Origin of the sequence: Parasaccharibacter sp. TMW2.1882 (assembly GCF_023337635.1) — a bacterium.
In the GTDB taxonomy this organism is placed as follows: Bacteria; Pseudomonadota; Alphaproteobacteria; order Acetobacterales; family Acetobacteraceae; genus Bombella; species Bombella apis.
Map to the genome: position 1 here is coordinate 228549 of NZ_NWUT01000001.1, position 26112 is coordinate 254660.

Here is a 26112-nt window from a genome sequence, read left to right on the forward strand (position 1 = left end):
TATGACAGAACAGAAACTTTTTTAGAACAGAACTGTCTGTCATAAGGGGCCGGAACAGCCAGTGTTCTGGAATATATGCCGGAACTGGTTGAATCAGCGGGAAAAATGACGAGTCATCATTTGGCAGGCAGGATGGGGAAACGGTCGGAGCGTATTGCAACGCTACTGTTGTGTGTGGTGGTGCTGGGGTGGGAGACCATGCCGGTATGGGGTGAGGACAGCATGCCTGTCGTGCACGAACTGGTGCGGCACGCCCTGCCTTACACGACAAAGATTGAACCGGTTGATGACAAGGCCGTCACGGATGGCATGGCGGCAGCGTCCCAGCTGGTCAGTCTTCAGGCTACACGCAGTGTTGGTCCATATGCTCTCGCTGGCCGGATAAGGGCTGATTATGAGCGGGTGCAGGGGGCGTTGCAGTCGCGTGGTTATTATGGCGGGCATGTGAGGATCAGTGTGGAGGCCGGAGGAGGCAGGACCGTGGATGGCCGTGCGCCGGATCTGGCTGGTTTTCTGGCGTCCGTGCAGCCGGGAGAGGCGGTCACGATCCATCTGGGAGCTGTATTGGGAGAGCAGTTCACGGTTGGGCGGATCATCATTGTCGGGGAAGATGGTGATGGCCAGGGGGCGGCTGGCAAGGCTGCGGATGGGAAACAGGGAAAGGCGGACCAGCCTTCCGTACGGCAGGTTCTTTCTCTCTCGGAGGGGGAGCGCAGCAGCCTGGGGCTGAAGGAGGGAGCCCCTGCTGTTGCAGAGGATGTGCTGGCCGTACAGGGCCGCCTGCTGACATATCTTCAGGAAGAAGGCTACGGGCTTTCCGACGTGCAGGCGCCTCAGGCCATCCTGCATCCGGAGCGGAAGCAGATCGATGTGCAGATCAGGATGAAGCGGGGCCCCAAACTGGTCATTGGCCCCATGACGCTGAAGGGGCTGGAGCGTGTGAAGCCGGATTATGTCCGACGCCGCATGTTGCTCAGGGAGGGGCAGCTGTATCAACCGTCCGTGCTGGAGCAGGCACGTCTCGATCTGGGGAGTACGGGGCTGTTTGCTTCGGTCATACAGAAGAATGGGGACAAGGTATTGCCCCTACCCAGTCAGAAACCTGCCCCCGGTGGGAAAAAGTCGGCTGGGAAGAAAATGGCGGAACAGCCTCTGCCTCCTGGAGTGGAGGGGGCGCTGCCAATCGATTTTGATTTCAGCGAAGGCAAACGACACCGTCTGACAGGTGATGTCGGTTATTCGACCGATCTTGGCGGGCGTGCCGGCGTTTCATGGCTGCACAGGAACCTGCTGGGCCGTGGTGAGCAGCTGCGTGTTGCTGCCATGGCCACGGGGCTGGGTGGAACAGCCCAGCAGGGCCTTGGCTATGACGGGTATGTGGATTTCATGAAGCCGGATTTCCTTCAGCGCAGCCAGTCGCTTGACCTCCGGATCGAAGCCATACGTCAGCTTCTTTATTCCTACCGGCAGACGGCTTTTCTGGTTCAGGGGCGTGTGGAACGCCCCTTGTGGAAGGATTTTTCTGGCAGTGTAGGCATGACGCTGGAGCAGGAACATATCCGCCAGTTTGGTAGGAAGGCGGAGTATTTCATTGCTTCTGTTCCCATCAAGCTGGATTATGACGGGACGCATCGCTCAAGCCCCATTGAACCGGCGACGCATGGTTTCCGTGTTTCGCTGGGTGTGACGCCATCTGTTTCCCTGGAGCACAAGACCTCGTTCTTCATTCCCATGAACATGCAGGCTTCCACCTATTTCGATCTGGCCCGTCTGGGGCTGACCAGGCCCGGCTCCAGCGTCATTGCCATGCGTGTCATGATAGGGTCGATCCAGGGGGCTTCCACCTGGAATCTTCCGCCGGATCAGCGTCTGTATGCGGGAGGGCCGGGGTCCATCCGTGGTTTCCGCTATCAGGGGGTCGGGCCTCAGTATGGAACGACCAAATATGCCATAGGCGGGACGAGCATGGATGCCGGGACAGTGGAGTTCCGGCAGCGTCTGCCAAAGAATTTCGGTCTGGCGGCCTTTGTGGATGCAGGCCAGGTCAGTGGCAATTCCATGCCTGGTCATGGGAGACTGCGTGTCGGTTGTGGCGGGGGTGTCCGGTACTTCACGCCGATCGGCCCTGTTCGTGTGGATGTGGCCATGCCGATCAACCGGCCGAACCGTGGTGACAAGTGGGAACTCTATCTGGGCCTTGGGGAGACTTTCTGATGCTGGCGCTGGGACGCAGGATTCTCCGTTACGTCGTCGTCTTTCTGGGATGTGTGTGCCTGCTGGTGGCCGTGCTGCTGGTGGGTATCAATCTGCCACCGGCAAAACGGTTCGTGGAGCAGAAATTGCCAGAGTGGTCAGGCGGCATGGTTCAGGTCGAGGGGATGGAAGGGATTCTGCCCTGGCATCTGGCGCTGTCTCATGTGGTTCTGCGGGACCCGCAGGGCATATGGCTGGAAGGGCGGAATGCGGACCTCCGGCTCGGCCTGTTGTCCCTGCTGCACAAACAGGTCCATGTGCGGCACCTTTCTGCGGAGCAGCTGGCCTATGTCCGCAATCCTGCTTTCCCACCGGACCCGAAGGCGCAGGAAAAACCTTTAACTGGTCTGCCAGACTGGGGGGTGCGGGTCGATCATCTGGGCCTTTCCCTGCTGACAGTCGGGCCGACTGTGTTCGGGCAGGCGGCCAGTCTGAAGATTGAAGGCAAGGTCCGGCTGGAAAGCCTCAGTGCGCTGACCCGTATGCCTTCATTCAAGAAAATGCCGGCCCTACGGCTCTGGGTGAAGGCAGAGCGTCTCGACAGGCCGGCCCATCTTCTGGTTGATCTGCAAACCTGGCGGTACAGGACACATGGCCAGCTGCATTATGATGAAGATGCTCAGGGATTTGCAGCCTCGCCGGGCGGGCTGGCCGTGTTTGATCCTCTTTCGGTCGATCTCTCCCTGCATGGGCCTTACAGGGCACTGGCCGTAAAGCTGGATGTCCGGGCTGCTACCCAGCAGGATAGCCCCCTGACGGCCCTGCTGAAAGGTCGTCTCGACCTTGTCCATCTGAAGAATGACCTGACATTGGATGTCCATGCGCCGCCCATGACGGTTCTGCCCGGTATGGGGTGGGAGAAGCTTGATCTGGCTGCCGCTCTGGATGGCGCCATGCTGGACCCTCATGGCACTATCCGGCTTGATGGCGTGAATCTGATGGCAGCAGGGGCCGGGGCAGGGCATCTGCATCTCCAGCTTGATGGGCAGGGAGGTGGCCTGCAGGCCCTTCTGGCACGGGATGCCATGACGTTCAGGAAGGTCATCAGAGGGCAGAACAGGGAAAGCAGGCTTTCCCTGTCCGCACGTTTTGATGGTGTCCGGGTACCTGGAAAAGCCCCGGCCATGCTGGCGGAGGCTCCGCTGGTTCTTGCAGCAACAGTGCAGCCCTATCGGGTGGACAGGCCCTATGAGGTGCATCTGGAACATGATGCGGTACGGCTGAATGTTACGGGAACGATGACTTCGGTTCTGGACGGACACATGCAGCTGGATGTGGGTCGGTTGCCGGAACTTGCTGCTCTGCTCGGCCAGAAGATGGCCGGATCGTTCCATGCTGGTGGGGCCTTCAGCGTTCCTCTGGGGGCACCGGGCAACATGACGGCCCGTCTGGAGGGGCATTTTGGCCTGAAGGAAGGCCCGGCACAGGCAGTAGCCCTGGTCGGAGATCAGGGAGCCTTGCGTCTTCAGGCGAAGCGGGACAGGGCGGGTCTGCTCCAGCTGGACCAGCTCTTTCTGGGAGGGAAAGCGTTCCGGCTGGAAGGGAAAGGCCAGCTGGACCCACAGCAGGTAGTGTCTGCCTCGCTCAGGTTGGCCCTGTCTGATCTGTCCGCATTGCATGAGGCCCTGCGGGGGCAGGCCACGCTGGAGACCAGAGTGGAAGGATCGGTGACGGACCTTGCCACACAGGCCCATCTGGCAGGAATGCTGGGGGTTGTGCATCCTGGTGTTTCCCTGCCCATGGCGCCGGTGGATCTCCATCTGGACCTGGCCCATCTTCCCTCCCGGCCGCAGGGGACAGTGCAGATGCAGGGCACGCTGGACCGTGCGCCCCTGAAGCTGCACATGACGTTTGCCCGCAAGGATGATGGCGAGGTCGTGGCCGACCTTGATACTCTGGCGTGGAAGGATCTTCAGGGGCGGGCCGCCCTGGCTCTGCCGACCGGGCAGCGCATCCCGTGGGGTGATGTGGAGTTGAGGATCGCCCGGCTGGATGGTTTCAGCCGTCTTCTGGGGCGGCCAATGGCCGGGCATCTCCAGCTGGGTCTGCATACGGTACCGGGGGTGGAGAAAGGGCTTGCGGGAGCTCCAGCGCCTGACCGCCTGACTCTGGCGCTGGATGGCCAGTTTCATACGAATGGCTATGCCGTGAAAATGGCGAGCCTGAAGGGTGAGCTTCAGCATCTTCAGGAAGACCCGGTGGCGGACATGTCTTTCCAGCTTTCTGGTCTGCAGGTCAATGACATGACGGGTAGCCTGAAGATGCGGGTGAAAGGACCACAGACAGCCTTGGGGATTCAGGCTGATGGTCTTTTTGAGCATGTCATGCAAGCTCCGGCCCGTTTTGGGCTTCTGGCGCAGGCTGACATTCCGGGGCAGGCCGTGAAGCTGGGCAGACTGTCTGCTGTTCTGAAAGGTGAAACCCTTCGTCTCCTGCGGCCGGTGACTGTGCATTACGGGCCAGCCATGGCGGTTGACCACCTGACTCTTGAAGTCCAGCCTCCTCATGGTGTTGCCGCACGGCTAACGCTGAATGGTAGTCTCAAGCCAGAGATGGCTCTTGAAGCCAGCCTGGAGCATGTCACGCCTGCCCTGGCAGAGCCATTTGTTCCGTCTCTTCATGCCGCAGGTGAATTTGCTGCTTCAGCGAGATTGAAGGGCAGTCTGGCAGCTCCAGCGGGCCGGATTACGCTGGATGGGACAGACCTGCGCCTGATGAGTGAGCCGACGGCGTCCTTCCCGGCGGGACGACTGCATGTTCAGGCTGATCTGAATGGGAAACAGGCCCAGCTGCGGACGGAGCTGCGTGCCGGTGAGCCGATGGCCCTGCTGGTGACAGGCCGTGTGCCGCTGTCGCCAGCAGGGGATATGGACCTTGCTGCAAAAGGGCGGCTGGTCCTGTCGGTTGCCAATGCGTTTCTGGGGACGGATGGCATGGCGGCCGGTGGGCAGATGAGCCTCGACCTTGGCATCAGAGGTCCCATGAAGCAGCCCAGTATCAATGGGAGTGTGCAGCTGCATGGTGGTTCGTTCGACCATTATGCTCAGGGGGTGCATCTTCAGGCCATTGATGCCGTGCTCATGGCTCATGGGGATACGCTGGTTCTGGATCATGTCACGGCCCGGGCGGGGCGGGGAACATTGGGGATGAAGGGGCAGGTGGGTGTCCTGCGGCCTGGTCTGCCGGTTGACCTGGAGTTCCTCATGGAGAAGGCCCAGCCGATACAGAGTGACATGTTGACGGAGCTTATCAACAGTCATCTGCATATTCATGGTCAGGCTACGACCAGGCTTGATGTCGAGGGTGACATCACGGTGCCGGAGGCTTCGATCACCCTGCCTGATTCCATGCCGGCTTCGGTGCCGCAACTGGAGATCATCACGCCGGAAGAGGCCAGGGAGGCTCCCCGACCGGAGCCGAAACTGGTCGTGGGGCTGAATATTGATTTCATCTCTCCTGGCAGACTGTTCGTCAGGGGGCATGGCCTGTTTGCCGAGATGCAGGGCAAGCTGCACATAGGTGGTGTGAGTACGGCACCCCTGCTGACAGGCGGGATCAATCTGAAGAGGGGCAATTTCAACCTGGCGGGGATCAATCTCAATTTCACACATGGGCAGGTTGGCTTTACTGGCGGTGGTGCGGCCCACCGGCTTGATCCGACAATCGATTTCAGAGCGGACCGCAACGCCAATGGGACTCTGGCAAGCCTGCTCGTGCGTGGTTATGCGAGTGATCCGAAGATTGATTTTGTCTCTAATCCGAGCCGTCCGCGTGATGAGGTCCTCTCCATCCTGCTTTTCGGGACGGACAGAAACTCTCTTTCTTCAACTCAGCTGGCATCTCTGGGGTTGGCGATCGTGCAGATTGGTGGTGGCTCTGCTTTTGACCCGATGGGCAAGGTCCGCAGCACGCTGGGGCTGGACCATCTGGCCATTGGTGGGGGCAACAGCGTGGGCAAGGGGGCTGCCAGTGTGGAGGCAGGCAAATATGTGATGAAGGGTGTCTATGTCGGTGCCAAGGAAGGTCTGTCCGGCAAGGGGGCGCAGGCGCAGGTCAAGGTTGATCTGACAAAACGGTTGCAGCTGAACACGACAGTCGGCACTGGTGGACAGGTGACAGGCTTTACAACTCCGGAGAATGATCCGGGCTCCAGCGTCGGGCTCTCCTATGGGATAGATTATTAGAGCCTGCTCCTGTAGAGAAAAGAGGCAGAGGCTTCAGTCTGCCACACGTTTTTACAGGGGAAGGACCTGCCATGCGTTTCTCATTACGGTCTGTTTTTACGGCCATTGCTCTTTCCTGCTCGGTTCCGGCAGTGGCGTCTGCACAGGTCGTGACGGATGCATCCCAGATCCAGCCGGGATATTACAGGGTCGAGCCCCAGCATACGCAGGTCAGCTTTACCGTGCTGCATTTCGGTTTTTCCGTGTTTGAAGGGCTTTTCTCCGGGGCTTCTGGTGTGCTTCGGCTGGATCCCCGCCAGCCGGAAGCCTCCAGCCTTTCCGTTTCCGTGCCGGTGTCTTCCGTCCTGACGACAAACAGCAAACTGATGGAGGAGCTGAAAGGGAGCGAATGGCTGGCGGCGGGCCAGTTTCCCAAGGCTGAGTTTGTTTCTGTCAGTGTCAAACAGACGGGACCGAATGACGCCCTCGTATCGGGCAACCTGACACTGCACGGCATCACGCATCCTGAGACGCTGCGTGTTCATTTCCTTGGGGCGGGCGTCAATATGCTCGACAAGAAATATACGGTCGGTTTTGATGCGACAGCGACCATCAGACGCAGCGATTTTGGCGTCAGGATGTTCATTCCGTATGTCAGCGATGAAGTTGAGTTGAGGATCGCTGCCGCTTTTGAACGGCAGGACGTGGCCGTTCCAGCAGGATCGGATGACAGGTGAAAGGCAGACGGCCCCGGCGGAACATCTGCGCCGGAGCCGTCTCTGGTCTTATGATGACCAGTTGTGTTCAAAATCTCCATAAAGGGTCAGGCCACCATCGACATAGAGTGTCTGGCCCGTGATGTAGCTGCTTTCCTCAGAGGCAAGGAAGCCCATGGCCGTAGCGATTTCGTCGCTGTTGCCGGGACGTTTCATAGGGATGTGGCTGGCAACTGCTTCATACTGCTTGGGATCGTTCACCCAGGCATCGTTGATCGGCGTAACGATGGCGCCGGGTGCGACGATGTTGAACCGTATTCCACGGGAGGCATATTCCAGAGCCAGGGTACGGACGATGTTGCCCACGGCACCTTTGGAAGCTGAATAGCCCAGATAATGAGGCTTGGGGATCAGCTGGTGAACGGAGGAGTTAACAACGGTTCGCCCCTTCACGCCGGTTTTCAGCCAATAGCGCAGGGCCGCACGGCAACAGAGCATGACGCCTGTCACGTTCACGGCCATGACACCTTCAAAATCGGCCAGTTTTACGTCTTCGGAGGGAGAGGGAATCTGATAGCCTGCATTGCAGATGAGGATATCAAGGCCCCCCATGCCTTCAATGCTCTTTTGGAACACGCCTTCGACAGCTTCTTCACTGGAGATGTCACCGGCAGCGATGACATGCTCGCCGCCAGCCACTTTTGGGAGGGTTTCCAGAACGGTCCGCAGCTTATCTTCCTTGCGTCCGTTAATGGCTACCTGTGCCCCGTGTCTGGCGAAATACTGCGCGGCAGCCTCACCGATTCCCTGGGAGGCGCCGGTAATCAGGACCTTCTGCCCTGCAAAACGCTTTGATGAAGTTGTGGACATAAACCTCTAACCTTTCCCGTCAGGGTTCTGGAGGAAGCACCCCTCCCGGAGAGACAGGTCTGAGGGAGGGGATGAGGGATCAGGCGTTCTTCATGGTCTGGGTCAGATCTTCAAGAACCTTGGCCGGATCCTTGTTCTCAAGTACAGCCAGCTCGGCGACGAAACGTTCCTGAGCGGCTTCGAAAAGTTTACGTTCGGAAAAGCTGCCGTCAAGGCTGTCCACATTGCGGCGCAGGTCACGCAGAACCTCCGCAATCTGGACAAGATCACCGGAGTTGATCTTTTCCTGGTAGGCCACGGCGCGGCGGGCCCACATGCCACGGCTGACATGCGGCTTGCCCTTGATGACGGACATGGCCTTGTCCACGATCTCGCGCGTGGCGATCTTGCGCAGGCCGGATTTGCGGGCCTTGGCAAGCGGGATACGCAGTGTCATCTGGTTGCCGGGGAAAGAAATCTGGATCATTTCGATCTTCGTGTCGGCGATCTCTTCTTCACCGATACGGTCAACCCGGCCTACGCCGTGGGCGGCGTAAACGATGGCATCACCCTCGCGGAAAGGATTCTTTTCCTGCTCTGGGTCTTTCTGACGGGCAGTGTGCTCGGCGGCGGCGCGGGCCATCTCGTCAGTAACACCACCCTTCTGGGACATTCTGAAGCTGTTGTTCATGGCGGGGAGGATAGCAGAAAAACGGGAATATGTCTTGCAGAACCTGAAACTGGTCTTCCATGGTTGTCTGTCATGGCATCTGCCCGAAGCGGGGCTGTGGCAATGGATGATATTCCATGCCCAGTGGCTGGAGCAGGTCCCGCTCGATCGTGCGGCTCATTGTCAGCATGGGCAGGGAATGGGGGCTGACCTTGAAAGGCTCCTGAAGGTTCTGCCCGCTCCGGTCCAGCATCTGGAAGAGCACGCCAATGATGCTGGAGCCCAGCGGGGTGATCCAGCCCAGGGTCTGCACGGCGGACAGGGGCAGCAGGATGCAGAAGAGATGCGTGATGACTTTTGGCAGAAGTGAGTACTGCACGGGCAGGGGCGTGTTGCGGATGCGTTCCAGTCCGCCCTGGGCATTGGCGAGGTCGGAGAGGATACGGTCCACCGTACCATGTACGGCTCCGTCTATGTGCCGTTCCTCAACTAGGGTACGGACCTTCTGGCCGATTCTGTAAAGCAGGGCATTGGCCGGATTTGTGCAGGAGAAGACAAATCGGTAGGTGTCCGCATCCAGCAGGCCCTGGATGGCGCTGTCCGGCTCGTTGCCGCTCAGTGAGGATTTCAGGATATAGGGATAGGCTGCCATGGCCCGGGCCAGGCTGGGCTGCCCTCCGAGCAGGGACTCCAGTTCTCGCCCGAAAGAGCGGCAGTTGTTGGTGATGGCGCCCCACAGGGTGCGGGCTTCCCACCAGCGGGCATAGGCGGCGTTGTTGCGGATTCCCAGAAAAATGGCCAGGGCTGATCCCATGAGAGAAAAGGGAAGGGCGGGCTGTTCCATCCATTCCTGATGGAATATCTGGAACAGGATGACCACCACGCAGTCCCATCCTGTGAGGATGACCAGAGGGGGGAGTATCTCCCGGAAGAGTATGGAAAGTCCGTAGCGGCGTTTGATGATCAAGGTGGCAGATTCCTCACATGGCGAGTGGTGAATATGTCAGGGCTTGAAGCCCGCTCATTCTGTGGCACAATTCGGGCCGCAGAAACAGCGACAGACAGAATTAATAAGGGGTAATGAAAATGGACGTTCGCGCCGCAATCGCTCTTGAAGCAGGCAAACCGCTGGTTGTTGATACCGTCCAGCTGGAAGGGCCCCGGGATGGGGAAGTGCTGGTGGAGATCATGGCCACGGGGCTGTGCCATACGGATAAATACACGCTCTCCGGCAAGGATCCTGAAGGTCTGTTTCCGTCCATTCTGGGGCATGAGGGGGCCGGGATTGTCCGTGAGGTCGGTGCTGGGGTGAAGCACCTCAAGCCTGGTGATCATGTCATTCCCCTTTACACCCCGGAATGTCGTGAGTGTCCGTCATGCCTTTCCCGCAAGACCAACCTGTGCACGTCCATCCGCAGTACGCAGGGCAGAGGCCTGATGCCGGATGGCACGACACGGTTCTCTTACAAGGGAAAGCCGGTCCACCATTATATGGGCTGTTCCACATTCGCCAATTTCACGGTCATGCCGGAAATTGCCCTGGCAAAGATCCGTTCTGATGCTCCGTTCGACAAGGTCTGCTACATCGGCTGCGGCGTGACGACCGGCATTGGTGCCGTGCTGTTCACGGCCAAGGTCGAGGCCGGCTCCACCGTGGCGGTGTTCGGTCTGGGCGGAATCGGCCTGAATGTCATTCAGGGAGCCAAAATGGTCGGGGCAAACCGCATCATCGGCGTCGACATCAACCCCGAGCGTGAGGCCATTGCCCGTAAATTCGGCATGACGGATTTCGTCAATCCCAAGGATCTGGGAGAGAATGGTGATCTTGTTGGTCATCTCATCGAACTGACGGGGGGCGGCGCCGACTATACGTTCGAGTGTGTGGGTAATGTCAGCCTGATGCGTCAGGCGCTGGAAAGTGCCCATCGCGGCTGGGGTGTGTCCTGCGTGATTGGCGTGGCCGGTGCAGGGCAGGAAATCAGCACGCGGCCTTTCCAGCTCGTGACAGGTCGCCGCTGGATCGGCTCTGCCTTCGGGGGGGCCCGTGGCCGGACTGACGTTCCGAAGATCGTGGACTGGTACATGGAAGGGCGCATCAACATTGATGATCTCATCACCCATGAGATGAAACTGGATGACATCAACCAGGGCTTCGAGATGATGGAGCGTGGCGAAGGCATCCGCAACATTGTGAATTACGGGCTATGATGGGCAGGAATCCATTCACACTGATTGAGCGTCATGCCTGCTGTGGAGGGGAGGTACACTTCCTCTCCCACCAGTCGCAGGAACTTGGGTTACCGGCCCGTGTCAGCATTTTCCTTCCGGCAAAGGCGCTTGCTGGTGATCGTGTGCCTGCCATTCATGTTCTGGCGGGCCTGACCTGCACGCAGGAGACGTTCCTCATCAAGAGCAACGCCATCCGTCATGCGGCGGACCATGGCCTTGCCCTGGTGGCGCCGGATACATCCCCACGGGGTGCAGACGTGGCCGGGGAAGATGATGCCTATGATCTGGGCACGGGTGCCGGCTATTATGTCGATGCCACGACAGACCCATGGGCGGCCCATTATCGCATGGGCTCCTATGTGCGCCGGGAGCTGCCTGCTCTGGTGGAAGAGCATTTTCCCATCATGGCCGGACGCCGTGGAATCATGGGTCATTCCATGGGAGGCATGGGGGCTCTGGCTGTGGCGCTTGGTGATGCTGGAGCGTGGCAGACTGTGTCAGCTTTTGCTCCCATTTCTTCACCCTCGCAGGTGGATTGGGGGCATAAGGTGACGGATGCCTATTTTGGCGGGCACGAGGCCGAGTGGGCGCAGTACGATCCTTGCCTTCTTCTGGAGGCCGGCATGACCCATCCGGGCACGCTGCTGGTCGATCAGGGACTGGATGACGAATTCCTGTCCCGTTTGCAGCCGGAGCGGCTGGAACAGGCGGCAAAGGCGGCTGGGCAGTCCCTGACACTGCGGCGGCATGAGGGGTATGACCATTCTTACTGGTTCGTGCAGAGTTTCATACAGGACCATCTCAAACATCATGCCGAGGGCCTGCTCTGATCATTCATGATTATGGCGTGGCTGAAGCCCTTTCCACCTTCGGGTCGGAAAGGGCTTTTCTGTATCAGGATGATTTTTTCGTGCTGTAAAGTTCTTCAGGAGCAATGGCCGGGCTGGTCAGCTCTACACAGCCGGCAGGGGTGAGGGACTGATAAAAGCAGCTGCGGCGACCCGTATGGCAGGCAACGCCTTTCTGCTGGACGGTCAGGAGCAGACAGTCCGCATCACAGTCCAGAGCGGCGGCAAGAAGGTGCTGTTCCTGCCCGGAGCTTTCTCCTTTGCGCCAGAGTGTGTTCCGGCTGCGGGAATAGTAGCAGACCCGCCCTGTTGCCAATGTTTCGGCCAGGGCCTCCCGGTTCATCCAGGCCAGCATGAGAACTTCGCCGTTTTCATCCTGTGCGATGGCGCTGATGAGGCCCTGGCTGTTGAAATGAACTTCATCCAGCAGGGTTGTCAGGGTAGGATCGGTGATAGGCTGCCAAGGCATGTCAGGAGTCCTTTTCTTGGGTCTGTTCCGTATCTCTGGGGAGCCAGTCAGGCCAGTCCAGCGTGATGGGGTGGTCGTCCAGCTGTAGCCCGCTGGTGTTCCAGGCCCGACGGTGCAGCAGGGCGAGCCCGTGCTGACCGGCATGTGACCTGAGCTCACCGACCTCCTGTCCGTCCAGTGTCACAGTGCTCTCATCGGGTAGGGGCTGGCCATCGGTAGACCGTACCGGCAGCAGCCGTTTCTTGATGAGCCCCCGATAATGGGTCCGAGCGGTGACCTCCTGCCCCAGGTAGCAGCCTTTGGTCCATGATACGCCATGGAGGTGGTCCATGTTGGCCTCCAGCACCAGTGTCTGGCCGGGGACGATATCCTCATCTCCCGGAATACCGGTTTGAAGGCGCCGGGCAAGCAGGGCGTCGGCTTCTCTCTGCTGGACGGCTTCATCATTGGCGGGAGAGCCTGGAATGATGGCCCGCCAGCCCAGTGCTGGATGCCGGGGGTCTGCAGCATGGATGAGTGCCCCGTCCGGCCGTGGGGTTTCCGGCGCTCCTGTCAGGATGGTGGCGTCCATCCGTTCCATGTGTACGTCTGCTCTCAGTCTGAAGCGACGCAGGGTTTTCAGGAGGGAGTCCGTTTCAGTCTCCGGGAGGTCGAGAAGGAGAGCCTCTTCAGTTTTCCATAGGAAGAAGAGCGTCTGTATGCGTCCCTGAGCATTGAGCATGGCGGCCCATGCGGTCCCGTTTTGTGAAAGGGCCTGTACATCATTGGTTATGAGGCCGTTCAGAAAGCTGGTCCGTTCATTTCCTGTGAGTGAAATGACAGAACGGCGTGAAAGATGGTTGCGCTTCATCAGTGTCCGCATGATAGTGGTGGCAAAAGAAAAGGGACCTTCGCCCTATTCCAGCATGGCATAAAAGGTATCATTTCGGGATACCGGATGACCGAGGGGGATTCTAGAGCCTTGCCGACAGATGAGATCATAGATCCCGCCATTGATACGACAGGGCGGCGCTGGCAGCTTTTTCAGTTCATAGGGCCAATCCTTGGCGTGATCCTGGTCATCATGACCATCGGAGTTGTCACGCTCTACACGTACAGGACCATGCGGGAGGGGGCGATCACCCTTTCGCGGAATCTGCTCAAAAGCCAGCAGCGTTATATTACGGAAGAAGTCAGCCATTATCTCTCTCCGGCGACGGGTATTTCCTTCATGGCCAGTGGAATGCTGGCCAGTGATGACATGAAGGCGAATGCCAGTGCCTTCATGTCGTTGGGGCGCTCTGTCCTGCGGGGCATTCCGCATGTGGACAGTTTCTATCTGGCTGATGATCAGGGGCATTTCTGGATGTCTGCCCGGCGGGAAGGGCAGTACGAGGAAACGACTCTTCAGGAAGAAGACGGGGCCCCCTATTACCGCCATAGGGTCACCGACAAGGATGGCCGCTTCATCTCTACGGACAGGCTTTCTGCCGAAGGGTATGATCCACGGCTGCGTCCCTGGTACAAGGGGGCCCTCCGGTTTGAGGACAGGACGCCGGACCGGCGCCTGTTCTGGACCGACCCTTATCCTTATCTCTCGACGCATCAGTTCATCGTCACGGCCTCCATGGCCTTCAGGACACTGGATGGACGGCACGTCGTTTTTGCCATCAGCATTTCATTGAATCAGCTGACACGCTTCGTGAACAGCCTCAAGGTCGGCAAGAGCGGACAGGCTGTGATCGTGGATCTGAGTGGTCATGTGATTGCGGGCCATAACATGCTGGATGTCGGCAAGCCAGGTTTCGATGCGGAGAATGTCCATCTGGACCCCAAGACACAGCCGGTGTTCGTCCGGGCGCTCAATGTGTTTCGTGTCATGGGAGATGGTACGGGCATGGTCCATGCCAGGGGACAGAACTATGTTACCATTGCCTCTGCCATGCCGCTGGCCAAGAGGTCGTGGGTGCTGCTGCTGAATGCGCCTGAAAGTGACTTTGCCAGTTTTACACATGCCGTGCAGAAACAGGCGGTTTATTTTTCTGTTGTGATTGTCGGGCTGGCGCTGATTCTCGCCATGGGGCTGATCTATCAGGGACGGCGGGTTGAACGGTTGCAGACCGGCCTGAATGTGCTTGATGAAAAAAAGAAGGAAGACAATGCGGTCCTTCTGAAGATCACCAACATGGAAGGTCTGCTCGATCCAGAGCAGGAACAGCCTTATTTCTGCGAGGCTCTGGCCGAACGTGCCGTAGCACGCCGGGCCAGCATCTGGCGGCTGCTGGCTGATGGGGACAGGCTGCTGTGTGAGGACATGTTCGACCGTGGCAGGGATGCTCACGGTTCGGGCATGGAGCTGACCAGAAACGGTCACTCTGGCGTCTTTGAATGTCTGGAAAGCGGCCATGCCGTTGATCTGCCAGATGCGGAGGAGGATCAGCGTTTCCAGAGCCTTCAGCGTGTGGTCATGCGGATGATCGGAGCCAGACATCTCTTCTTCATGCCTGTGATGGAAGAGCACCGGCCGGTGGGCGCCATCATGCTGGAGGACCCCTACCAGCTTGGTGAGGCGGACCGTGTTATTGGTCTGATCGCTTCGATTCTGGCTGTCCGTTTCGGTCATGTTCAGGAGGAAGAGAAAAAGGCGGCGCAGGCTCAGGGCGGGCCTGTCACCATGGCCGATTCTGCTGGCCGGTCCCCCAGACCCCAGATGCGTATTGTCGAGGGCTTTCTCATTCATCCGGAAGAGGAAACCGACAGGACACCGCCCATGCCCGGCCTGTATCCGACGGTGCCCATCATGGTTCTGGAATTTTCCGAGGCTTATTCTTCCAACCGCGATGCTGCCCAGGCCATGCTGGAACTGGTGGCCGAACTTGGCGGGAAGATCGAAGGCATTGCCAGGGAGCGTGGTCTGTTTTCGGCCCAGGTGGCGGGGAATCGGTTCATTTTCCTGGGCAGCTGTTCCCAGAATGTTGATGCGGAGGGGGCCGTCCATCTTGCAGAGGCAGCCATCGGAATCAGGGAAGCCTGCCTGATGGTCATTGCCCAGATGAACACGCAGCTCATGTTCCGTATCGGGATCGACGTCGGGCCTGTCCTTGTTGCCTATTTTGGGGAGAGACGGGACATCTTCAATCTGTGGGGAGAGGGGCTCACCATGGCAGAAGCCTTGGCCCACAATGCTCCTGATGGGGGGCAGATACAGGTCTCAGAGCGAGCCTATCAGGCCCTGCAGGGCATTTTCCTGTTCCGTCTGAGGGGAGAGTTTTTCCTGCCCAACAATGGGATCTCCAACAGCTACATTCTGGCAGGCAGGAGTGAGAACACGGCGGCAGGGGGATCATGAATTTCTCCGAGCGCTTTGCCGTCATTAATAGTGGCCTGGCCATGCTGGGCCGTTTTGCCCGGTCCCAGCCCCGGTTCTTTCTCATCATGATCGGGGCTGCATGGGGGGTCGTCTATGAGATGCTGCACCCCAGCTCATGGCGTCGGACGGTCATCATCGAGTTTCGTCGCAATCTGCGTCAGCTGGTAGGTAGCGGTTTTTTCAGCGTAGTGGTGGTGGCCGTCATCACGGGGTTGGGGCTGGTTTCGCAGGCTGTTTACTGGCTAGGTTTTGCTGGCATGTCGCAGATGACCGGAAGCCTTCTCTCCAGCGTCCTGCTGCGGGAAATTGCGCCCATTCTCGTCGGCGTCATTCTTCTGGGACGTTCTGGCATGTTGATGCTGACGGAAATGGGCACTCTGACAACCAGCGGGCGGCTCAAGACCCTGAATGGCATGGGTATTGATCCGTTTCTGGCACTTGTCGTGCCACGAACCATTGCGACGACGGTGGGCGGGGTCACGCTGGGTACCTTTTTCAGCGTCATCGCTTTGGGCATGGGGTATGTGGCCTGCTGGATGAAAGGGATCGTCACGTCATCCATCTGGTCTTTCATTTTCGATGTGATCAACAGCATGCAGCCGGGTGATTATATCGGGATTCCTCTGAAATTTCTTCTGAGCGGGGCCTGTGTCGGTCTGTGCTGCTGTCTGTCTGGCATGGATGTGACGGCAGAGGACAATCTGACAACCTTCATGCCACGGGGCTTTGCGCGTGGCATCATGTCCATTCTGGTCATCAATGTGGTGATCGACGTCATTCTGGGGAGCTTCTGACGGTGGAAGGCACAACTCTTTCAGAAGGGGATTATGGTTTTGTCCTGAAGCTGGATGATGCTGTTCCGGTGTCTGATTCCACAGGGTTGCCTTCAGTAAAATACAATCTGGCACTGGCACCCGGTGAATGTGTGTTCGTGGAGTGTCGTGACAGTTTCAGGGCGTCGCAGTTTACGGATTTCTGCGCAGGGCTTCTGCCCGTCAGGCAGGATGCGAGGACAGGCAGGGGACAGGGAACGGTCAGCTGCATGGGGCTGAACTGGGCGGAGCTGGATGAAAGACGGGCGCAGGCACTGCGGGGGCGTATCGGTCGCATTACCGAGGACAGTGGCTGGATTGACCTGTACGAGATGCATATGAACATTCTCTGGCCTAGCCTGCATCACAGTCGTGCCTCTTATGACAGACTGGTGGTGGAGGCCGTCCAGCTGGCCCAGTCATTCGGCATGCCCGGCCTGCCAACGCAGCTGCCTGAAAAACTCTCCCCGCTGGACAGGAAACGCTCGGAATATGTGCGAACCTTCATGAACAGGCCGTCCTTGCTTCTGTTGGAAAATCCTATCAGTCTTGGGGGACCGGTCGAGCTGTACAACGCTTTTCTGACAGAACTGACAGCTGCACGGGAGCGGGGCTGTGCGGTCGTGTGGATCGGTTCGGAGCGTTCCGCCTGGGCTGGTTATGCCGGGCCCGGCATGCAGCGTTTTCGCCTCGGTAGTAATGGTCTCGTAAAGTGAGAGATATGTGATGCGTCCTTTACGTTTACGTCGGCGTTCCGGTCTGGCAGCTCCTCTGTTCAGGAGCTCTTTCGTGGATGAGTGGGTCGGGCTTCTTGTTCTGCTGGCTCTTGTCATCCTGACAGCTGTTCTGGTCGAGGCCGGTTTTCTCAAGCAGTGGCTGACACCGGCAGGGCGTCTCCATTTCGTGCTGCCGGAAAGTGGTGTGGCGGGGTTGGCTGTCAATAATGACATTGAAGTCATGGGGGTCCGTGTAGGGGAAATCCGGCGGCTGGACCTCAATGAATCAGGCCGTATGTATGCGGAAGGAACGATCGAACCCCATTTCGAGCGCTATATTCGCAGTGACAGCATTGCTACCATCAAACGTCGCCTTGTCGTGGCGGGTGCGGGATATATTGAAATCACCCGTGGGCAGGGAGAGCCGCTCAACTGGGATTATGCCGTGTTGAATACCAGCGTGGAACCCAACCCTGCGGACATGATTGTCCAGACCCTGATAGATCTGCGGGCCAGATTGCTTCCTGCCATGGATAATGTGGAAGAGATCACGAAGCAGGCCAAGGACATCATGGTGGACCTTCATGCAGGTAAGGGGACAGCTGGTGCCCTGCTGACCAATGAGGAAACGGCCCAGCGTGTAAATACGATCCTGGTTTCATTGAACAAGGCCATTGAGGCTGTGCAGCCACTGGAACAGAAGTTGCAGATTACGCTGAATGAAGCCAATGGCGTGATGCAGAATGTGCACGGCCTGACCAAGGGGTTGAAAGATTCCGGCCCGGAAGTGCAGCGGAGCGTCCGTAATGTGGCTGATGCCACGGAGCAGCTTCCCGCCGTTCTGGCTGAAGCTGAGGCTACGGCAGACAGCCTGCGCAAGCTGAGTGATCAGCTGCGGGGTTTGTGGTTGCTGGGCGGTAGTGGCGGCAAAAACAGGCACCGGCCTGACCGCAGGCTCCCGGCCCGTGAGGTGAGACCATGAAATTTTGCAATTTCATCATTTCTCTTTCCCTCTCCGCCGGGCTTCTCTCAGGTTGTTCCAGCGGTCCCGGTGAGTGGGAAGACCAGCGCTACGCCACAAGAATGGATGCTGCCGACAGTGTGTTCAGTCTTGGCTATATCCAACAGGCGAGGCAGCATTACGCAGATGCTCTGGAGCGGGCGTTTCTGATTGATGATGTTCAGGCCATCCATGATGCCGGTTTCAACCTGGCTACCAGCGAGCTGCGTCTGAAAGACTATCAGGCGAGTCTGGAGACATTACGCCGGGTGTCTGAAGCATTGATGGTGAGGGGCTGGACTGGCGGACGGCAGGCTGATCTGCATCTCGTACGGGCATCTGTCTTTTATGCCCAGACATATTGGCAGCATGCGGGTGATGAGGCGAAGCTGGCCAGGACCAGTCCGGATGATCGGATACGTTTCAGCGCTTATGCGTTGGGTGGTCTGGCAGCAGCTGCGCAGTTTGATCGGGCTGGGCTAGAGGAGGCCATCACCGCTCTTGCTCCCAGCAGGAATGACAAGGACCAGGCCAACCTGAAAGAACTTCTTACCCTGCGTCTGATCCTGAACAGGGATTGGCAGCCAGCGGCAGAGTCTGCCGAGGGGCTGGTGAAAATACGCAGGGAAGACATGGATTACGAAGCCATGCGTCGGGCTCTGCTGCTGGAGGCCAAAGCTCTTCGTGCCATGGGGAAGGAGCAGGCTGCTGGGCGTGTCATGCAGCGTTTCAGGGATAGTGCCCGGAAGCAGCAGAGCAGCCTGTAAGCTCGCTGCCTGTCTGGTCAGGTGGATGCGCGCCAGAAACCGTTCTGGAGCGCATCCATGGTGGGGTCAGATCAGGCTGTTACCGTTTTCTGCATCATGGGGCTCATGCCCAGCATGGTCAGAAGCTCTGTGTCCCTGTTCTGTGCCGGATTGGGCGTCGTGAGCAGCTTTTCCCCCCAGAAAATGGAGTTGGCTCCTGCCAGAAAACAGAGCGCATGTGTTGATTCGGACATGTTTTCACGTCCCGCTGCCAGACGGACATGACTGGCTGGCATCATGATGCGGGCTGTTGCAATCACGCGGGCGAAGGTGATCGGATCCACGGCCTCTTCATCAGCCAGCGGAGTGCCCTCCACGCGGACGAGCAGGTTGATGGGAACACTTTCCGGGTGGGTCGGCAGATTGGCCAGTGTCGTCAGCAGGCCGGCACGGTCCTGCGTGTCTTCACCCATGCCGATGATCCCGCCGCAGCAGACCTTGATGCCGGCATCACGCACATTGGCCAGAGTATCCAGACGTTCCTGATAGGTCCGTGTGGTGATGATCTTGCCGTAGAAATCTTCTGACGTATCAAGATTATGATTGTAATAGTCCAGACCGGCCTCTTTCAGGCGGGCAGACTGGCTGGGCGTGAGCATCCCTATGGTCAGGCAGGTCTCCAGTCCGAGAGCCTTGACCTCCTCAACCATGCGGCAGACAGCATCCAGGTCACGGTCCTTCGGGGCACGCCATGCAGCGCCCATGCAGAACCGCCCGGCACCGGCTTCCTTCGAGCGTCTGGCATCGGCGATGACACGCTCCAGCGGCATGAGCTTTTCAGCGGCCATGCGCTTGTCGTGGTGGGCGCTCTGCGGACAGTAGGAGCAGTCTTCCGGGCAACCGCCGCTCTTTATGGAGAGCAGGGTTGATATCTGTACCTTTGTGGGGTCAAAAAATTGCCGGTGTGCCAGCTGTGCCTGAAAGATCAGCTCCGGGAAGGGCAGCGCAAGAAGGGCTTCTGCTTCTTCGCGAGCCCAGTCGTGCCGGAGCGTGACCTTCTGAGGCGAGGGGCAGGTCTGTTCAGTCATCTAGCTTTTGTCTCCAGAGTTGGCTGCATACACCTACCCAAAAGATGGACGCTATGCCATCCGAAAAGTATGATAGATGCATGAAGGGTTAACGTCATTTCGGAAAATTCAGGGTGTCTTTATGAAACATTGGCAGATTGATCAGATGGACTGGGCCGCCTTTGACGCGACGAAGGTGAACCCTGATATCCTTGCCCTCGTGAAGGCAGCTTCTGTGGTGGAGCGGAATGCACGGGACTATACCTGTTACCTCAGGAATGTTTTCCATGACGATTCCGGTTTCCGGGATGCCGCACAGAACTGGGCGGAAGAAGAGGTCCAGCATGGAGATGCCCTTGGGAAATGGGCCATGCTGGCAGACCCGGACTGGGATTACGCCAAAGCTTTTGAGCGATATCGGGACGCTTACAGGATAGATACGGACGTGTCCTCATCCATCAGGGGGTCTCGTACGGGGGAGCTGATTGCCCGCTGCATGGTTGAAACGGGAACATCCTCTTTCTATACGGCACTGGCTGACGCTACGGATGAGCCCGTTCTGAAGGCAGTCTGCAAGCAGATCGCTGCTGATGAATACCGTCATTTCAAACTGTTTTATGACAACATGCATCGTTATCTGGAACGTGAGAAGCTGGGGCGCTGGTTCCGTCTGCGGATTGCCCTGAGCCGTGTGATGGAAAGTGAGGATGACGAACTTGCAACAGCCTTTTACATCACGAACAGTGAGAAATTCCGTTTTTATGATCACAAGAACTGTATTGCTGCCTACATGGCCCGGGCCCTGTCCTTCTACCAGCAGAAGCATCTGGACCGTGTCACGGCCATGATTTTGAAGACATCGGGCCTGACACCCCATTCCCGCATGCAGCGGTGGCTTGCGAAGGGGATGCATGCCCTGATCTCTTGGAAGCAGAGGTCGTTCGCCCGTCAGCTTCAGCAGGCCTGAGCTGTTTCATACCTTTTTTTCAACAATGGATGTTTTCATGAAAATTCCATCATTCCGTACCGTCCTGAAACAGTGCAGCATGCTCATGGTGATCGGGGCCGGGCTTGCCGCAGGGGCAGCTGGCCACGCACAGACCCAGACGCCTCAGGCCTACAGGAATGGCTGGGGGTTTGATCAGGCAGGAATGGATCCGGCCACTCCGCCAGGGCAGGATTTCTTTACCTATGCCAACGGCCATTATATCGGTCAGCTGAAGATTCCTGACGACATGAGCAGTTACGGGCCTTTCCATATTCTCGCTGAACTGTCTCAGGTAAGGCAGAAAGCGCTTCTGGAGGCCTTGCTACCGTATGCGGAGGTGGGAGACGAACGCAGCAAGCTGGCAACCTTTTATAGCAGCTTTCTCGATCAGAAGACTGTTGATGCCAAAGGTGGCGATCCGCTTGAGGTGGAGCTGGGCCAGATACGGGAGATGAATGACAGGGCATCCTTGGCCCGTCTGTTCGGTCTTTCGGCCAGCTCCCTCATGTACAGCCCTTTTGCTCTGGATATTGAACAGAACCAGAAGGATCCGATACAGTACATGCTGATGCTGGATCAGGGCATGAGTATTGGCATCAGTGGCGGTCTTGGGCTGCCTGACATCAGCTATTACAGCAATCCTGCCCTGGCCCCGCAGAAAAATGCCTACCGGGCTCATGTTGCCAGAATGTTGGAACTGCTGGACTGGCCTGATCCGGACAATGACGCCTCAGCTGTTGTGGCTCTGGAAACGGCACTGGCGAAGGTGGAAACACCCCGTGATCAGACACGGGACCCCGTGAAGATGTTCAATCCGATGATGGTAAAAGAGCTGGTTGGTCTGGCGCCCGATGTGGATTGGGTCACTTACCTGCGGACCATGGGGGTGCCAGAGGCAGGTCTGATGGAGCGTGTGATCGATGTGCGTGAACCGGAATCCATTGCGGAGATGGCCCGGATCATTGCCGGGGCTGACAGGAGGACGGTCAAGGCTTGGCTGTCTTTTCATCTGGCCGACAATGCAGCGCCATATCTCTCTCGTGAGTTTTCAGATGCGTCTTTTGATTTCAATGGTCGGGTTCTGATGGGCATGAAGCGCCAGCCCGACCGCTGGAAGCGTGCTGTCCGTGCTACGAATACGGCCATGGGCTGGGCGCTGGGGCGCCTCTATGTAGAACATTATTTCCCGCCTGAGGCGAAGGATCGGATCACCGGGCTGGTCCAGGAGCTGAAGAAGGCCTTCCGCTGGCGGCTGGAGCATAATGAATGGATGGATGCTCCGACCCGTCAGGCGGCGCTCGTCAAGCTGGATCATTTTGCCATGCAGGTGGGCTATCCCCACAAATGGTGGGATTACTCCGCACTGGATATTCGCCCGGGCGATGTCTATGGCAATGCCTCACGTGGCATCGCTTTCAACTGGCATCATCGTCTGGACCAGCTCGACCGTCCCGTGGACCGGGACGAATGGGACATGACGCCTCAGACAGTGAATGCCTATAATGACCCGGTAAAGAACGAGATCGTTTTCCCTGCGGCCATTCTCCAGCCGCCATTCTTTGACCCCACGGGTGATATGGCCGTTAATTATGGCGGCATTGGCGGGGTCATTGGTCATGAGATGAGCCATGGTTTTGATGATCAGGGCCGTCATTATGATGAGCATGGTCGCCTGCATGACTGGTGGAGCAGCCGGTCTTCCCAGGCTTTTGAGGAAAGAGCGAAAAGACTCGGTGCCCAGTATGATGCCGAGGAAGTTTTTCCCGGCCTGCATGTGAATGGCAGGATGACCATGGGGGAAAATATTGCTGACCTTGGGGGGCTGAATCTGGCGGTGCAGGCCTATCATGACAGCCTTCATGGTCGGACGGAGGCACCTCTTCATGGCTGGACGGGAGACCAGAGAGTGTTTCTCGGCTGGGCGCAGGTCTGGCGTGAGAAGGACAGGCCAGATGCCCTGAAACGGCAGGTTCTTTCCAACGAGCATGCTCCAGCTGCCAGCCGGGTGAACATGCCGGTTCACAATATCGATCTCTGGTATCAGGTGTTCGGTGTGAAAGCGGGAGACAGGCTGTATCTGCCGCCGGAGCAGCGGGTCAAGATATGGTAACAGGAGCAGACCATCGTCCTGCGAAGCCAGCCCCTGCCTGAGGGAAAAATGGGGGCGGGGCTTCACAAACGGCCGGGCTATGGCTATCCCGGGTCTGTTTCTTCATCATGCGGGGCTGTTTCATGTCATATCTCACTATTGGTCATCTTTACACGGCGTTGCATGCCGCCTGTGCCAGTGGCGTGGCCCGTGTCATCGAGGCGAATGGTGAGGAAGTCGCCTATGCTGATCTGAGCCGGGATGAACGTTTACAGGCTTTGGACGATGGCGAGGTCGATATTCTCGTGTCGGCATGGTTCCCGCAGGATGAGGTCATTCTGTCTCATGGGCATGAAGCCATTGGTAGCCTGTATCATCCTGAACTTCAGTTTTCCGCCCTTAAAAAATCAGGGAAGGGTGCTGGCTGGAAGGCTGCAGACTTTACCTCCCTTCTCACCACGGCCGAGGCACGCCCGTTTGTGGAGAAAGCTTTTGAGCAGCGTCCTGCCCTCAAGGAGCTCCCTCTTGAAGTTGTTGCGCCGGAAGAGGTCTTCCCGCGGTTGAAGCAGGCGGAAGAGGCAGGGGATTGTCCTCTGGTCGCTGTCTGGCAGCCTCATGCCGTTTTCCATGTCGAGATGCTGGAGGGTCTTCCTGATGGAGACCTGCTTGCTGGCGAGGTGCAGACGGCCCGGCTTGTTCTGCGCAAGGGGCTTCGTGCGGAGGTGGATGAAGACATGCTGGATGAGCTGTCCATCATGATGCTGAGCAACAAGGTCATGAGCGCTCTTGACTACGCCGTAAGCATTGATGGAATGGGCCCCGGAGACGCTGCGGAATCATGGCAGCGCGGGCGGTTGATTCCCCGCTGACGTTCTTTTGTCATCACCGTTGATAAACTGAAAGCTGGAGGTGTTTGCATGGCTCGTCATGCGTTTGTGTTTCCTGGTCAGGGCAGCCAGTCTGTCGGGATGGGGCTGGAGTTGTACAAGGCATTCCCTGTTGCCCGTGCCGTGTTTGAAGAGGTGGATGAAGCTCTTGGGGCCAATCTTTCCCGGCTGATTTTTGAGGGGGATCCCGCCGAGCTGACGGCAACGGAGAACACCCAGCCGGCTCTTTTTGCAGTTTCCATGGCGACCGTGCGGGTGCTGGAACATGAAGGGGGCTTTGCCCTGAAAGAGAAAGCCACGCTTCTGGCAGGCCATTCCCTGGGAGAATATGCTGCCCTGACAGCAGCTGGTGTCATGGGGATTGCCGAGGGTGCCCGCCTTCTCCGCCTGCGGGGCCAGGCGATGCAGCGTGCCGTGCCTGCAGGGCAGGGAGGCATGGCGGCCATTCTGGGTGTTGAGCCGGATGTGGCGCAGGAGATCTGTGCAGACTGTGCGGAAGGTGATGTTCTGGAAATCGCCAATGACAATGGTGGTGGGCAGATCGTCATTTCGGGGCATATGGCAGCGGTGGACCGTGCCATGGCAGCGGCAAAGGACAGAGGCATCCGCCGTGTGGTGAAGCTGCCCGTATCAGCCCCGTTCCATTCTTCTCTGATGGCACCGGCTGCCGCCGAGATGGAAGAGGCTCTGGCAGGGGCAGCGTTCCGGCCTGCCGCCATTCCTGTCATTGCCAACGTGACGGCAGAACCAGTCTCTCAGCCTGATGACATCCGTACCTTGCTGGGCCAGCAGATCACCGGGCGTGTGCGCTGGCGGGAGACTGTACTTTCCATGCCGGGCAAGGATGTTACCTGCCAGCATGAGCTGGGTGCCGGGAAGGTGCTGACAGGGCTGGCGCGTCGCATCGTGCCTGATCTGGCGGCTGATCATGCTGGAACTCCGGCAGAGATCGAAACAATGCTGAAAAGCCTGTAAGGGGGTAGTCCTGATGTTTTCTCTTTCTGGTAAGCTGGCTCTGGTGACTGGCGCTTCTGGTGGTATTGGTGCGGCCATTGCCCGTCAGCTGCATGAGTGTGGTGCGACTGTCGTGCTGAGCGGAACACGGGAGGGAGCCCTCCAGGATGTGGCAGCGGCTCTGGGTGGTGAGCGTGTGCATGTCGTCACGGCCAATCTGTCGGATGATGCACAGGCCGATGCTCTGGTGGCCCGTGCAGAGGAAGTGGCAGGGCAGCCTCTGGATATTCTTGTCAACAATGCGGGGCTGACACGGGATACGTTGGCCGTGCGGATGAAGGATGATGATTGGGCACAGGTGCTCAAAGTCGATCTGGAAAGTCCGTTCCGTCTGGCCCGTGCTGCGCTGAAAGGGATGCAGCGGCGCCGTACTGGGCGTATCATCTCCATTTCTTCCATTGTGGGGACAACGGGCAATCCGGGGCAGGCCAATTATGCAGCTGCAAAGGCCGGTCTGGTGGGCATGAGCAAGTCTCTGGCCCAGGAAGCAGGCCGCCGTGGTGTGACGGTCAATGTTGTGGCACCGGGCTTCGTGGAGACTGCGATGACCGATGTTCTGCCGGAAGCTGTACGGGAGAAGCTGCTGGGTAACATTCCGCTTGGCCGTATGGGGCGCCCGGAGGATGTTGCTGCAGCCGTTGTCTATCTTGCTTCGGACGAGGCCGCATGGGTGACGGGCACGACGCTTCATGTTAATGGTGGGATGGCCATGGTCTGAAAAAGTTGGCGTTTGCAGGAAAACATGCTAAGCGCGGCCTGCTTGGCCTGGCAAAGGCTCAGAGTATGGCTTCATTGCCGGGCATTCCGATGTCCCGAAGCTGACAGGCAGGCAGGTTTTTTTCTTAGAAACACCCGGTAGGGGTAGCAAGGATTTAAGGCAGATGAGCAACGAAATCGCTGACAAGGTGAAGAAGATCGTCGTCGAGCATTTGGGCGTCGAAGAAAGCCAGGTGAAGCCGGATGCTTCCTTCATCGACGATCTGGGCGCTGACAGTCTGGACACGGTCGAGCTGGTCATGGCTTTCGAGGAAGCATTCTCCGTCGAGATTCCGGAAGATGCAGCCGAGAAGATTGCTACTGTGAATGATGCCATCGAGTATATCACCAAGCAGAAAGCTGCCTGATTCCCGGTGTAGGGATTGGATGACGGGACGGGCTGGTCGGGGATCAGTCCGCTCCGTTCTGAAAGAGCGAAGCGGAGCAAGTCCGTTTCGCTTTATGCGTATTTACGAATTGTGAGGTAAGGC

Annotated in this window: 22 protein-coding genes; 16 read left to right on the top strand and 6 right to left on the bottom strand. The window is 58.2% G+C overall.

What is annotated here, in order from left to right; translation table 11 throughout:
- Positions 1-105 precede the first annotated feature (105 nt).
- From CO583_RS01105 to CO583_RS01115, 3 genes are all read left to right on the top strand, one after another.
- The gene (locus CO583_RS01105; protein WP_248630497.1) at positions 106-2214 is read left to right on the top strand and encodes an autotransporter assembly complex family protein; all 2109 of its coding nucleotides are present in this window, start codon (positions 106-108) and stop codon (positions 2212-2214) included.
- The gene (locus tag CO583_RS01110) at positions 2214-6437 is read left to right on the top strand and encodes a translocation/assembly module TamB domain-containing protein (RefSeq protein WP_248630496.1); all 4224 of its coding nucleotides are present in this window, start codon (positions 2214-2216) and stop codon (positions 6435-6437) included. The genes CO583_RS01105 and CO583_RS01110 overlap by 1 nt, the downstream gene beginning before the upstream one ends.
- Before the next feature lie 71 nt (positions 6438-6508).
- Positions 6509-7153 carry a YceI family protein gene (locus CO583_RS01115; RefSeq protein ID WP_043560048.1) on the top strand — a complete coding sequence of 215 codons (645 nt, stop codon included), beginning with the start codon at positions 6509-6511 and terminating at the stop codon, positions 7151-7153.
- Positions 7154-7201: 48 nt separating this feature from the next.
- Here the strand turns inward: CO583_RS01115 and CO583_RS01120 are convergent, their stop codons facing one another.
- From CO583_RS01120 to CO583_RS01130, 3 genes are all read right to left on the bottom strand, one after another.
- The gene (locus CO583_RS01120; protein WP_154981424.1) at positions 7202-8002 is read right to left on the bottom strand and encodes an SDR family NAD(P)-dependent oxidoreductase; all 801 of its coding nucleotides are present in this window, start codon (positions 8000-8002) and stop codon (positions 7202-7204) included.
- A 79-nt stretch (positions 8003-8081) separates the two neighbouring features.
- A complete protein-coding gene (locus CO583_RS01125) occupies positions 8082-8654 on the bottom strand; it encodes a CarD family transcriptional regulator (protein ID WP_227431438.1) in 573 nt (190 codons plus the stop codon).
- Between the two features lie 88 nt (positions 8655-8742).
- On the bottom strand, positions 8743-9618 hold the full coding sequence (locus tag CO583_RS01130; RefSeq protein WP_086431419.1) for a bestrophin family protein: 876 nt from the start codon (positions 9616-9618) through the stop codon (positions 8743-8745).
- A gap of 119 nt (positions 9619-9737) precedes the next feature.
- Here CO583_RS01130 and CO583_RS01135 point away from each other — a divergent pair, with 119 nt between their 5' ends.
- Both CO583_RS01135 and fghA read left to right on the top strand, forming a co-directional pair.
- Positions 9738-10859: an S-(hydroxymethyl)glutathione dehydrogenase/class III alcohol dehydrogenase gene (locus CO583_RS01135; RefSeq protein WP_081563478.1), complete on the top strand. Its 1122-nt coding sequence runs from the start codon at positions 9738-9740 to the stop codon at positions 10857-10859.
- A complete protein-coding gene (fghA, locus tag CO583_RS01140) occupies positions 10859-11710 on the top strand; it encodes an S-formylglutathione hydrolase (RefSeq protein WP_408902078.1) in 852 nt (283 codons plus the stop codon). The genes CO583_RS01135 and fghA overlap by 1 nt, the downstream gene beginning before the upstream one ends.
- Positions 11711-11774: 64 nt before the next feature.
- Here the strand turns inward: fghA and hisI are convergent, their stop codons facing one another.
- Positions 11775-12197 carry a phosphoribosyl-AMP cyclohydrolase gene (gene hisI / locus CO583_RS01145; protein WP_086431417.1) on the bottom strand — a complete coding sequence of 141 codons (423 nt, stop codon included), beginning with the start codon at positions 12195-12197 and terminating at the stop codon, positions 11775-11777.
- 1 nt (position 12198) lies between these two features.
- The gene (locus CO583_RS01150; RefSeq protein ID WP_249102963.1) at positions 12199-13047 is read right to left on the bottom strand and encodes a folate-binding protein YgfZ; all 849 of its coding nucleotides are present in this window, start codon (positions 13045-13047) and stop codon (positions 12199-12201) included.
- An 87-nt stretch (positions 13048-13134) separates the two neighbouring features.
- Here CO583_RS01150 and CO583_RS01155 point away from each other — a divergent pair, with 87 nt between their 5' ends.
- From CO583_RS01155 to CO583_RS01175, 5 genes are all read left to right on the top strand, one after another.
- On the top strand, positions 13135-15525 hold the full coding sequence (locus tag CO583_RS01155) for a cache domain-containing protein (protein ID WP_227449700.1): 2391 nt from the start codon (positions 13135-13137) through the stop codon (positions 15523-15525).
- Positions 15522-16340 (top strand): ABC transporter permease, encoded by an 819-nt coding sequence (locus CO583_RS01160; protein ID WP_154981426.1) that lies wholly within the window; start codon positions 15522-15524, stop codon positions 16338-16340. The genes CO583_RS01155 and CO583_RS01160 overlap by 4 nt, the downstream gene beginning before the upstream one ends.
- 2 nt (positions 16341-16342) lie before the next feature.
- Positions 16343-17074 carry an ABC transporter ATP-binding protein gene (locus CO583_RS01165; protein WP_081563177.1) on the top strand — a complete coding sequence of 244 codons (732 nt, stop codon included), beginning with the start codon at positions 16343-16345 and terminating at the stop codon, positions 17072-17074.
- Between the two features lie 73 nt (positions 17075-17147).
- Positions 17148-18056 carry an MlaD family protein gene (locus CO583_RS01170; RefSeq protein ID WP_248630493.1) on the top strand — a complete coding sequence of 303 codons (909 nt, stop codon included), beginning with the start codon at positions 17148-17150 and terminating at the stop codon, positions 18054-18056.
- Positions 18053-18841: a hypothetical protein gene (locus CO583_RS01175; RefSeq protein ID WP_248630492.1), complete on the top strand. Its 789-nt coding sequence runs from the start codon at positions 18053-18055 to the stop codon at positions 18839-18841. The genes CO583_RS01170 and CO583_RS01175 overlap by 4 nt, the downstream gene beginning before the upstream one ends.
- A gap of 71 nt (positions 18842-18912) precedes the next feature.
- Here CO583_RS01175 and bioB read toward each other — a convergent pair whose 3' ends face one another.
- On the bottom strand, positions 18913-19908 hold the full coding sequence (gene bioB / locus CO583_RS01180) for a biotin synthase BioB (protein ID WP_248630491.1): 996 nt from the start codon (positions 19906-19908) through the stop codon (positions 18913-18915).
- Between the two features lie 121 nt (positions 19909-20029).
- Between bioB and CO583_RS01185 the strand changes: the two genes are divergently transcribed.
- The 6 genes from CO583_RS01185 (at position 20030) to CO583_RS01210 (ending at position 25989) form a co-directional block, all read left to right on the top strand.
- Positions 20030-20854 (top strand): acyl-ACP desaturase, encoded by an 825-nt coding sequence (locus CO583_RS01185; RefSeq protein WP_043561201.1) that lies wholly within the window; start codon positions 20030-20032, stop codon positions 20852-20854.
- Between the two features lie 37 nt (positions 20855-20891).
- The gene (locus tag CO583_RS01190; RefSeq protein ID WP_248630490.1) at positions 20892-22985 is read left to right on the top strand and encodes a M13 family metallopeptidase; all 2094 of its coding nucleotides are present in this window, start codon (positions 20892-20894) and stop codon (positions 22983-22985) included.
- 122 nt (positions 22986-23107) lie between these two features.
- The gene (locus tag CO583_RS01195; protein ID WP_043560070.1) at positions 23108-23833 is read left to right on the top strand and encodes a glycine betaine ABC transporter substrate-binding protein; all 726 of its coding nucleotides are present in this window, start codon (positions 23108-23110) and stop codon (positions 23831-23833) included.
- A gap of 48 nt (positions 23834-23881) precedes the next feature.
- Positions 23882-24826 carry an ACP S-malonyltransferase gene (gene fabD / locus CO583_RS01200; RefSeq protein WP_043560071.1) on the top strand — a complete coding sequence of 315 codons (945 nt, stop codon included), beginning with the start codon at positions 23882-23884 and terminating at the stop codon, positions 24824-24826.
- A gap of 13 nt (positions 24827-24839) precedes the next feature.
- On the top strand, positions 24840-25583 hold the full coding sequence (gene fabG, locus CO583_RS01205; RefSeq protein WP_043560072.1) for a 3-oxoacyl-[acyl-carrier-protein] reductase: 744 nt from the start codon (positions 24840-24842) through the stop codon (positions 25581-25583).
- A 163-nt stretch (positions 25584-25746) separates the two neighbouring features.
- Positions 25747-25989: an acyl carrier protein gene (locus CO583_RS01210; RefSeq protein WP_043560073.1), complete on the top strand. Its 243-nt coding sequence runs from the start codon at positions 25747-25749 to the stop codon at positions 25987-25989.
- Positions 25990-26112 lie beyond the last annotated feature (123 nt).